Raw genomic sequence first — 9,766 nt, forward strand, 5'->3', positions numbered from 1 at the left:
CACGCGGCGCGACCCTTGGGCCGCGCTCAGGGCTTGAGCCGGTAGCCGCTGCGGAAGATTGCCCAGACCACGCCCAGGCACAGCGCCAGGAACGCCAGGGTCATGCCCAGGCTGGTCGCGATGTGCACGTCGGCCTTGCCGTAGAACGCCCAGCGGAAGCCGCTGATCAGGTACACCACCGGGTTGAACAGGCTGATCTTCTGCCACAGCGGCGGCAGCATGTTGATCGAGTAGAAACTGCCGCCGAGGAAGGTCAGCGGCGTGATCACCATCAGCGGAATCACCTGCAGCTTCTCGAAGCCGTCGGCCCACACGCCGATGATGAAGCCGAACAGGCTGAAGGTCAGCGCGGTCAGCACCAGGAAACCGAACATCCACAGCGGATGCGCGATCTCGTACGGCACGAAGGCACGCGCGGTGAGCAGGATCAGCAGGCCCAGCAGCACCGACTTGCTCGCCGCCGCGCCGACATAGCCGATCACCACCTCCCACCACGCCACCGGCGCCGACAGCACCTCGTAGATGGTGCCGGCCCAGCGCGGCATGTAGATGCCGAAGGAGGCGTTGGAGATGCTTTCGCTGAGCAGCGACAGCATCACCAGCCCGGGGATGATGTAGGCGCCGTAGCGGATGCCGTCGATGTCGCCCATGCGCGAGCCGATCGCCGCGCCGAACACCACGAAGTACAGCGAGGTCGACAGCACCGGCGAGGCGATGGACTGGGTCAGCGTGCGGAAGGTGCGCGCCATCTCGAAGCGGTAGATCGCGGCGATCGCGTGCAGGTTCATGCGCGCACCTCCGCCGCGGCCGACGCCGGCCGCACCAGGTTGACGAAGATCTCCTCCAGCGAACTCTCGCTGGACTGCAGGTCCTTGATCTCCACGCCTTGCGCCTCCAGTTGCCGCAGCAGCGCGCCGATGCCGGTCTGCTCGGCCTGCGCGTCGTAGGTGTAGGTCAGCGTCGCGCCGTCGGCGGACAGCTCCAGCGGCTGCGTCGCCAGCGCCGCCGGCACCCTCGTCAACGGCGCCTGCAGGGTCAGCGCCAGCTGCTTCTTGCCGAGCTTGCGCATCAGCGTGCGCTTGTCCTCCACCAGCACCAGTTCGCCGCGATTGACCACGCCGACGCGGTCGGCCATGTCCTCGGCCTCCTCGATGTAGTGGGTGGTCAGGATGATGGTGGTGCCCTGCTCGCGCAGGCGCCGCACCATCTGCCACATGTCGTGGCGCAACTCCACGTCGACGCCGGCGGTGGGTTCGTCCAGGAACAGGATGGATGGCTCGTGGGCCAGCGCCTTGGCGATCAGCACGCGCCGCTTCATCCCGCCGGACAGGGTGGAGATGCGGCTGTCGCGCTTGTCCCACAGCGACAGTTCGCGCAGCACCCGCTCCAGGTGGGCGTCGTCGCGCGGCTTGCCGAACAGGCCGCGGCTGAAGCGCACCGTCGCCCACACCGTCTCGAACGCATCGGTGGCCAGCTCCTGCGGCACCAGGCCGATCTTGGCGCGCGCGGCGCGGTAGTCGCGCACGATGTCGTGGCCATCGGCCAGCACCCGGCCGCTGCTGGGGGTGACCAGGCCGCAGATGATGCTGATCAGCGTGGTCTTGCCGGCGCCGTTGGGGCCGAGCAGGGCGAAGATCTCGCCGCGGCGGATCTCCAGGTCGATGCCCTTGAGCGCCTGGAAGCCCCCGGCGTAGGTCTTGGTGAGCTGTTGCACGGAAATGATCGGCGACACGGGAACTCCCTGGGCGCGCGGCGGCTGCGGAAACGGCCCCCAGGGTAGAAGCCCGATCGTGATGGATAAATCCCGATCCGGCGGAAGCACTCTCCCGGATGCGGGACAGTGCGCCAGCCAGGGTCCGCAACCGCCGAGCGACGCCGCCGTGGCGCCGTGGACTAGCGCTCGCCGGTCTTGAGCCCGCTGGCAGGCGCCCGCGCCGCGCGCGGCCACGGCCACACGCGCCAGCCGAAGTTGACCCCGGCCGCCGCCAGCAGGATCAGCAACGCCCCGAGCACCTGCGTCCACGCCAGCGATTGCCCGAAGGCGATGCGATCGACCGCGATCGCCACCACCGGGTAGATGAACGACAACGCGCCGATCATCGCGGTAGGCAGTTTCTGGATGGCGCCGTACAGCAGCACGTACATCACCCCGGTGTTGACCACGCCGAGCACGACCAGATCCAGCCACTGGCCGGGGCGGGCCGGCAAGGCGTCGAAATGCACGAACGGCGCCAGCAACACGATGCCGATGCCCAGTTGCAGCAGCGCGAGCAGGTGCGGCGGCGTGCCTTTCAGGTGCTTGGTCACGAGCGACGACACCGCGTACAGAAACGCCGCGCCGAGCGCCAGGGCGACGCCCTGCAGATACTCCCCCGGTACTGCGAGCACCGCCGGGGCGATGCGCACCACCCCCACCAGCCCGACGAAGGCCACCGCCAGCCACGCCACGGTCGAGGCGCTGATGCGCTCGCGGAACACGAGCGCGCCCAGCCCGACCAGCATGAACGGCTGCGTGTTGTAGACCGCAGTGGCCATCGAGATCGAGGCGCGACCATAGGCGGCGAACAACAGCAGCCAGTTCGCCACGATCGCCACCCCGCCGAGCAACATCAGCGCCAGCATCCGCGGCGAAAACGCCTTGCGCCGCAACAGGCCCAGTGCTGCGCAGACGATGAGCAACGTGGCGGCGCCGAACAGGCAGCGGAAGAACACCACGTTGAACGGCGACTGCCCCGACGACACCACCAGCCAACCGATCGTGCCGGACATGAGCATGGCCACGACCATCTCGGCCGCCCCCCGGCGAATTTCGTTGGACGCCATCCCGGTTCCTTGCAATGCTGCGAATGGTCGTCATTGTAGGAACCACAACCGCTCGAAGACATGCATAAACTTAGGAAGGATGCAGCACTTCCCTTTTAAAAAAAGGTCATCATGCAAAATCGCCTTTCCGCCCCAATTGCTACCACGCTCGATGCGATCGACCGCGCCATCCTGGCCGCCCTGGCGCAGGACGCGCGCATGGCGACCAGCGAACTGGCCCGGCAGATCGGCCTGTCGGCGCCCGCCACCGCCGACCGCGTGCGCCGGCTGCAGCAGCAGGGCGTGATCGCCGGGTTCACGGTCGAACTCGACCCACGCGCGCTTGGCTACACCTTGCAGGCGATCGTGCGGGTCAAACCGCTGCCGGGGCAGTTGCACCTGGTGGAGGAACTGCTGCAGCGCATCCCGGAGTTCGTCGAGTGCGACAAGGTGACCGGCGAAGACTGCTTCATCTGCCGGCTGTACCTGCGCACCATCGCGCACCTGGACAGCATCCTGGCGAAAGTCACCGATCGCGCCGAAACCAATACCGCGATCGTGAAATCGACCCCGGTTCCCCGACGGCTGCCGCCGCTGGCCGAGGACGCCTAGCGCGATGCGCTAGCCACGCGGCTTGCAACAGACCACGCAGCGCCAATGGCGCAGGCGGAGTGCGCCCATGGCGGGCAGAAAGCGAAGAACAGTGGACCGGCGCGCGCCGAAAGCGGCATCGCGTCGAGCCCAAAACGGCGCCAGGTCCCCGCTTTCACGAATCCCAAATCCCGACTCCCCAATCCCGGCCCTCATCAACTCTTGCGCCGCGCCTCCAGCAGATCCAGGTTGCGGATCAGCCGGCGCGCGATCTCGTCGGAGATCTTGCGCTGGCGGGTCAGCTTGAACAGTTCCTGGCGTTCGGCCTGCAGGCCGGCATGGCGCAGCTGGCGCAGCACCGCATCCAGCCGCCGCGCCTCCTCCGGATCGCTCTCCATCGCCTCGCCGTGGTCGAGATGGCGCTGGTACAGCGCGCTGACCCGGTTGGCGGCCTCGTTGTACAGGTCGGCGTGCTCGCTGTCCTGCACCAGGCGCTGGCGCAGCTTCTCCACCGCCGCCAGCGCCGCGCGCGAAGACTCGCGGCGGGCCAGGTCTTCCTCCAGGCGATCGGTCGGCTCTTCCGGCAACTCCAGGCCGCGCAGCAACCGCGGCAGACCGATGCTGGCGACCAGCAGCGAGGTGACGATCACCGCGCTGGCCAGGAAGATCGCCAGGTCGCGCGCCGGGAACGCGGCGCCGCCGGGCAGGGCCAGCGGCAGGGTCAGCACGCCGGCCAGGGTGATCGCGCCGCGCACGCCGGCCAGCGAGGTCGCCACCACGATCCGCCACGGCGGGCTCTGCCGGTCCTCGCCGCGACGGCGCGCCTTGAGCAGGGTCCAGCGCAGCGACAGCCACACCCACAGGAAGCGCAGCAACAGCAGGCCGACGTAGATCGCCAGCGCATAGGCGGGCAGCCACCACGGGTCCAGGTGGCCGGCTTCGTCCATGTTGTGCATGGCGCCCTGCACGATGCCGGGCAACTGCTCGCCGAGCAGCACGAACATGATGCCGTTGAGGGTGAACTGCACCATGTCCCACACCGCCGAGCGCTGTACGCGCATGCTGCCCGGGGCGCGGCCGCTCAGCTCCACGTAGCTCATGGCGATGCCGGCGGCGACCGCAGCGAGGATGCCGGAGGCGTTGATCGCCTCGGCCAGCAGGTAGGCGGCGAACGGCAGCAACAGGTTGACCAGGATCGCCGCGCCCGGCTCCTCGCCGACCTGGCGCCACACCCAGCGCTGCGCCAGGCTGGTGCCGACCACCACCGCGATGCCGGCGGCCACGCCAACCAGCGCCACCCACAGGAAGGTCAGCGAGGCGTCGGCCAGCGAGAACGTGCCGGTGATCGCCGCGGCCACCGCGAACTGGAAGCAGACCAGGCCGGAGGCGTCGTTGAGCAGCGACTCGCCTTCCAGGATGTGCATCAGCCGCTTGGGGATCGGCGCGCGTGCGGCGATCGAGGACACCGCGATCGGATCGGTGGGCGACACCACCGCGGCCAGCGCGAACGCCACCGCCAGCGGCATGGTCGGGATCATCCAGTGGATCAGGAAGCCGGCGCCGATGACGGTGAACACCACCAGGCCCAGCGCCAGCTCCAGGATCACGCCCTTGTCGCGGAACAGGCCCTGCTTGGGGATGCGCCAGCCGTCCAGGAACAGCAGCGGCGGCAGGAACAGCAGGAAGAACAGCTCCGGCTCCAGCGCATAGCCCTTCTTGAACACGCCGGCGATGATCGCGCCCAGGCCGATCTGCACCAGCGGCAACGGCAGCGAGAACGGCAGGACACGCACGAGGTAGCCACTGGCCACCACCGCCAGCAACATCGCCAAGACCACTTCGATCGAATGCATGCTCGTCCGGACGGCGGCGCCACGCCGGCGGCGCCGCCCATGAATGGGGGAGCCTGCAAGCAAAGCGCACCGCGGCGGCGATGTCCAGTGGGGCGGGCGGCGTCCAGGCTACTATCCGGCGGCAGAGCCGGTGGCGGACACCGGCGCCTTTCCGCCGGAGACCGCATGCTCACCATCCAGGAACTCAACCGCTTCATCGACGAACACGCGGCGGAAGGCAGCATTCCGCGGATCTGGGAGCTGATCGGCGAGCACTTCGTGCAGGCCCAGGTCGGCCTGCCGGCCGAGCACGCGATGGAGCGGCGCGAGCTGTCCTTCCACGATCACGTGCGGCTGCTGGGTTATCTGTGCCTGCTGCTGGAGGGCGTGCCGGGCGATCTGGTGGAGATCGGGGTGTGGAAGGGCAAGTCGCTGGTGCTGATGAACGAGGTGTCTGGCCGCCAGCGCCGGGTGATCGGCATGGATCCGTTCGCGCTGCCGAACCAGTTCGAGGAGTTCAACCACTATCGGCAGCAGTTGCTGCCCAATGCGCGCTTCATCCGCGGCTATTCCGAATTCTGCGCCGAACATTTCTACGCCATGGAGCCGAAGGTGGCGCTGTTGCACATCGACGGCGGCCACACCGGGCGCAACGTGCTGCTGGATTTCCTGCTGTACGGACCAAGCGTGGTGTCCGGCGGGTTCGTGGTGTTCGACGACTACGGCGACTGGGAATACTCGCCGGAGGTCGGTCCCGCGGTGGACCTGCTGCGCGCCGCCGGCTACTTCGGCGACTTCCATGTGCTCGGCTGCGCCCACGGCTTCGAGAACAGCTACGTGCTGCAACGCCGCTGAGCCGAAGTGCCTTGGTCCTCCAGCGCGTGCCGGCAGCGCAAAGCGGCGTTCCGAGAACGGCATTGCCGGGATGATCCCGGCCAACCAACAGGACAAACATTTCCGACACACCGATCATCGATCCTGGACCCTGAGCCCGACAGCCACTCAGGGTGCGGACGTCGCGGCGCGTCCGAAGCTGCAGCCGCGCTCAACCATAACGGCATGGCAGATATCATGCCGCCAACTCATCGCCGAGGCGGCCACCCATGAAAAACACAACCGCCAAATGGCGAAACCATGAATATCTGGCCAGCATCATCGACAGCATCGATTCGATCGCGGCTGGACGGCCGATCATTCGCGACGCTGATCTTTCCGGCATCAGCATCGGCCCATCTGCCATCCTGGAGCAGTTAAAAGCCGCAAATCTCTTCGAATCGAGAATCAGCAACACCGATCTGTCTTACTCGAAAATATCCGGAAGTGCGAACGATAGTTTCTTCATGAATGTCAGCTTCGAAAGTGCCAGCTTGAACGGAGCCCTTTTGTGCAGATCGGAAATAAAAAACTGCAACTTTTCAAAAAGCAAGCTTGCGATCAACATGGATGATGCGATCTGCGAAAAAACCGATTTCGTCAAAGCCAGGTTTTCCGGTGGATCTTGCGGAGTGGAGTACGGCGGCCGCCGGGTAAAATTCATGGACTGCGATTTTACCGGCGCTGTCTTTGACAGAGTCGAATTCAGAGCATCCACATTCATCAACTGCATCTTTGCCGATGCGAAATTCAAGAAATGCGACTTGCGTGGCGCCAGGTTTGAGGCTGGCGTCCTGCCACTGGCAGCCCAATTCGAGGATATGGACATCCCTTCTCAGTGTCGGTGATCTCATCGATGCAGGCCGACAATGACGCACTACCTGCACTCGGGTAGACCATTCGCCGCAGCGCTGCCCGGCCTTGCGGCTGTACCACAGCGCGACAGTGCGCTCGCCTGAGCCGCCCTGGATGCGAGCGACGGTACCCGCCAGCCCCCCCTGTTCATCATTATCTGGATGGCGTGATGCAACCGCGCCGGCGCAGGCCGCGTAAAGACAGGTGCACGGCCAACTGGCCGGGCATCCCTTTCAAGGAGCAAGCCCATGAAGATCCACTTGCTGTCCCTGGCCCTCGCCGGCCTCGTCTCCCTGCCCGCCATGGCCGCCCCCAGCCAGGCCGCGATGCACGACCACGCCGCGATGAGCGAAGCCAAGCCGAATCCGATGGTCGGCGGCGCGCCGATGTACGCCACCAAGGACATCATCGACAACGCGGTCAACTCCAAGGATCACACCACCCTGGTCGCCGCGGTCAAGGCTGCCGGTCTGGTGGACACGTTGAAGGGCGCCGGCCCGTTCACGGTGTTCGCGCCGACCAATGCCGCCTTCGCCGCGCTGCCGGCCGGCACGGTGGACACCCTGCTCAAGCCGGAGAACAAGGAAAAGCTGACCCAGGTACTGACCTACCACGTGGTCCCGGGCAAGCTCGACGCGGCGGCATTGCTGGCGCAGATCAAGGCCGGCGGCGGCAGTGCCAAGCTGACCACCGTGCAGGGCGAAACGCTGATCGCCAAGGCCCGCGGCGGCAAGGTCACCCTCACTGACAGCAAGGGCAATACCGCGCATGTCACCACCGCCGACGTGATGCAGAGCAACGGCGTGATCCATGTGGTGGACAAGGTTTTGATGCCGTAAGCACGCGTCGGGGGGTGCATTGGCATCGCGGGGGCGGCTACGGCCGTCCCCGTTTTGCACGCCCATTCAGCCAACGGCGATCGCTCGCCACGCCGACAACGACCGGACCACGCGCACGAACCCTCAGTCGCCAGCACCGCCTGCGTGCAGCATCGGCACCTGCTCCGCCAATGCGCGCAAGTCGCGCACGAAGCCGTGATAGGCGGCCTCGCCTGCCTCGCCGCCACGCTGGCGCAGCACCCACGACGGATGCACGGTGGCCAGCGCGCGGGTGCCGTCGTCCAGCATCTGCCATTGCCCGCGCTGGGCCATCAGCTTGAAGCCGCTGCCCAGCACCGCGTGCGCCGCGGTCGCGCCCAGGCACAGCACGATGCGCGGGCGCACCCGCGCCAGTTCGCCGGCCAGCCACATCCGGCAGGCCTCGACATGGGCGCGCTCGGGATTGCGGTGCAGCCGCGCCTTGCCGCGCTGCTCGAAACGAAAATGCTTGACCGCGTTGGTGACGTACAGGCCTGCACGTTCGACGCCCAGTTCCTGCAGCGCGCGATCGAACAGGCGCCCGGCCGGGCCGACGAAGGGACGCCCGCTCAGGTCCTCCTCGTCGCCGGGCTGCTCGCCCACCACCATCACCGCGGCATCCTGCGGACCTTCGCCGAACACGGTCTGGGTCGCCGGCTGCCACAGCGGACAGCGGCGGCAGTCGCGCGCCGCCGCGCGCAGCGCGTCGAGGCTGTCGTCGGCGGCCACCACCGGCGCCGGTGCCGGCGCGGGAATGCGCCGCCGCACCGGCTCGGGCGCGCGCTCGGCCATCTCGCGCACGCGCTGCCCGGCGTCGCGGATCAGCGTGGGCAGCAGTTGCGCTTCCGACAGGTGCTTCCAGTATTTCTGCGGCATCTCCTGGCGCATCATCGTCGGGTTGAGCCGCGCCGGATTGAAGATGTTGGCGTAGTAGGTGCGCCACAGCGTGTCTTGCGCATCGTCGGCCGGCGCATCGGCGCGCTGGGCGCCCGCGCCGAACTGCAGCGTCTCGCCGTCCCAGCGCACGCTGCGGTACGGAGTGAGGATCGCCCAGCGCATCCCGGCGAAGCGCCGCGCGAAGAACGGCGCCACCCGATCGACGATGTGGTGCTCCGGCTCGAACCAGGCGATGTAGGCCTCCTGCTCGCCCGGCACCTCGCGGAAGCGCACGAACGCCTTCATCTTGTGGCTGTCGCGGCGCACCGCCTGCGCCCATTGCTGGGCGCGGTGCACGTCGGCATCGGTGACCCGCTGCAGCAGCGCGCGCTCGCCGCCGGCGATGCGCCACAGCAGGCGGTACAGCAGCGCATGCCGCTGTGGATCGCGATGGCACAGCACCGCACCGGCCAGCGCCAGGAACTCGGCCGACACCCGCGGCGGCGGCACCTGCGCCGACAGCGTGGCGACGTCGGTCCCGGCGAGCAGCCCGCCCTGCGCATCGCCGTCCCACGCCAGCGTCTCCGGCGCCACCTGCGCGCACCACGCCGCCCGCGCCACCGCCCGCCACGCCTCCAGGCTCCACGGCGGCGCCACCTCAGCCTGGAACATGCCCCGCTCCACGCATCAGCTCACCAAAACGAATGCAGAACACAGCAACACAACCGCCAACACAGCATCCGCAACCATCGCCGCGCGTGCAGATGTTGCTGTTGCTGTTGCTGTTGCTGTTGCTGTTGCTGTTGCTCGTGATGTTGCGTTTAAAACTTCCCGCCTTAAAGCGAGCCGAGCACCGGAGTGGCGAGCGGCCGAAGAGGCGCCCTTGTTTGAGCGAAGCGAGTTTGGGCGCCGTGCCGCTCGCCGCGAGGAGCGCAGGGGACCGGTGCGGCCGTATCGCACCGGCTCGTGTCAGGCGGGAGCGGTTTTGGTGACTTTTGCCAAGACAAAAGTCACTCGCGCCCGTAGGCGCGAAAGCCTTTGATGTTGCTGTTGCAGCTGCCGTTGCAGCAGGCATGGCAA

General features: G+C 67.3%; 9 protein-coding genes. 4 read left to right on the forward strand and 5 right to left on the reverse strand.

The window, feature by feature from the left end; translation table 11 throughout:
- Nucleotides 1–26 precede the first annotated feature (26 nt).
- From AC1PLR_RS18780 to AC1PLR_RS18790, 3 genes are all read right to left on the reverse strand, one after another.
- Nucleotides 27–788 carry an ABC transporter permease gene (locus AC1PLR_RS18780; protein WP_010343636.1) on the reverse strand — a complete coding sequence of 254 codons (762 nt, stop codon included), beginning with the start codon at nt 786–788 and terminating at the stop codon, nt 27–29.
- The gene (locus AC1PLR_RS18785; protein WP_010343637.1) at nt 785–1,732 is read right to left on the reverse strand and encodes an ABC transporter ATP-binding protein; all 948 of its coding nucleotides are present in this window, start codon (nt 1,730–1,732) and stop codon (nt 785–787) included. The genes AC1PLR_RS18780 and AC1PLR_RS18785 overlap by 4 nt, the downstream gene beginning before the upstream one ends.
- A gap of 161 nt (nt 1,733–1,893) precedes the next feature.
- A complete protein-coding gene (locus tag AC1PLR_RS18790) occupies nt 1,894–2,823 on the reverse strand; it encodes a DMT family transporter (RefSeq protein WP_481101943.1) in 930 nt (309 codons plus the stop codon).
- A gap of 111 nt (nt 2,824–2,934) precedes the next feature.
- On the opposite strand from AC1PLR_RS18790, the gene AC1PLR_RS18795 reads away from it, so the two are divergent.
- Complete coding sequence (locus tag AC1PLR_RS18795; protein ID WP_481101944.1) at nt 2,935–3,414, forward strand: Lrp/AsnC family transcriptional regulator; 480 nt, start codon at nt 2,935–2,937, stop codon at nt 3,412–3,414.
- 194 nt (nt 3,415–3,608) lie between these two features.
- Here the strand turns inward: AC1PLR_RS18795 and AC1PLR_RS18800 are convergent, their stop codons facing one another.
- Nucleotides 3,609–5,246, reverse strand: a complete 1,638-nt coding sequence (locus AC1PLR_RS18800) for a Na+/H+ antiporter (RefSeq protein ID WP_017907651.1) — start codon at nt 5,244–5,246, stop codon at nt 3,609–3,611.
- Nucleotides 5,247–5,411: 165 nt separating this feature from the next.
- Here AC1PLR_RS18800 and AC1PLR_RS18805 point away from each other — a divergent pair, with 165 nt between their 5' ends.
- The 3 genes from AC1PLR_RS18805 to AC1PLR_RS18815 all read left to right on the forward strand — a co-directional run bounded on the left by AC1PLR_RS18805 (nt 5,412) and on the right by AC1PLR_RS18815 (nt 7,792).
- Nucleotides 5,412–6,080, forward strand: coding sequence for a class I SAM-dependent methyltransferase (locus AC1PLR_RS18805; protein ID WP_481101945.1), 669 nt, complete (start codon nt 5,412–5,414; stop codon nt 6,078–6,080).
- 248 nt (nt 6,081–6,328) lie between these two features.
- On the forward strand, nt 6,329–6,946 hold the full coding sequence (locus AC1PLR_RS18810) for a pentapeptide repeat-containing protein (protein ID WP_267112715.1): 618 nt from the start codon (nt 6,329–6,331) through the stop codon (nt 6,944–6,946).
- A 255-nt stretch (nt 6,947–7,201) separates the two neighbouring features.
- A complete protein-coding gene (locus AC1PLR_RS18815; protein WP_017914789.1) occupies nt 7,202–7,792 on the forward strand; it encodes a fasciclin domain-containing protein in 591 nt (196 codons plus the stop codon).
- A 123-nt stretch (nt 7,793–7,915) separates the two neighbouring features.
- Here the strand turns inward: AC1PLR_RS18815 and AC1PLR_RS18820 are convergent, their stop codons facing one another.
- Nucleotides 7,916–9,358 carry a UdgX family uracil-DNA binding protein gene (locus AC1PLR_RS18820; protein WP_481101946.1) on the reverse strand — a complete coding sequence of 481 codons (1,443 nt, stop codon included), beginning with the start codon at nt 9,356–9,358 and terminating at the stop codon, nt 7,916–7,918.
- Nucleotides 9,359–9,766 lie beyond the last annotated feature (408 nt).

The sequence above is a fragment of the Xanthomonas sp. NCPPB 3570 genome (assembly GCF_056725115.1).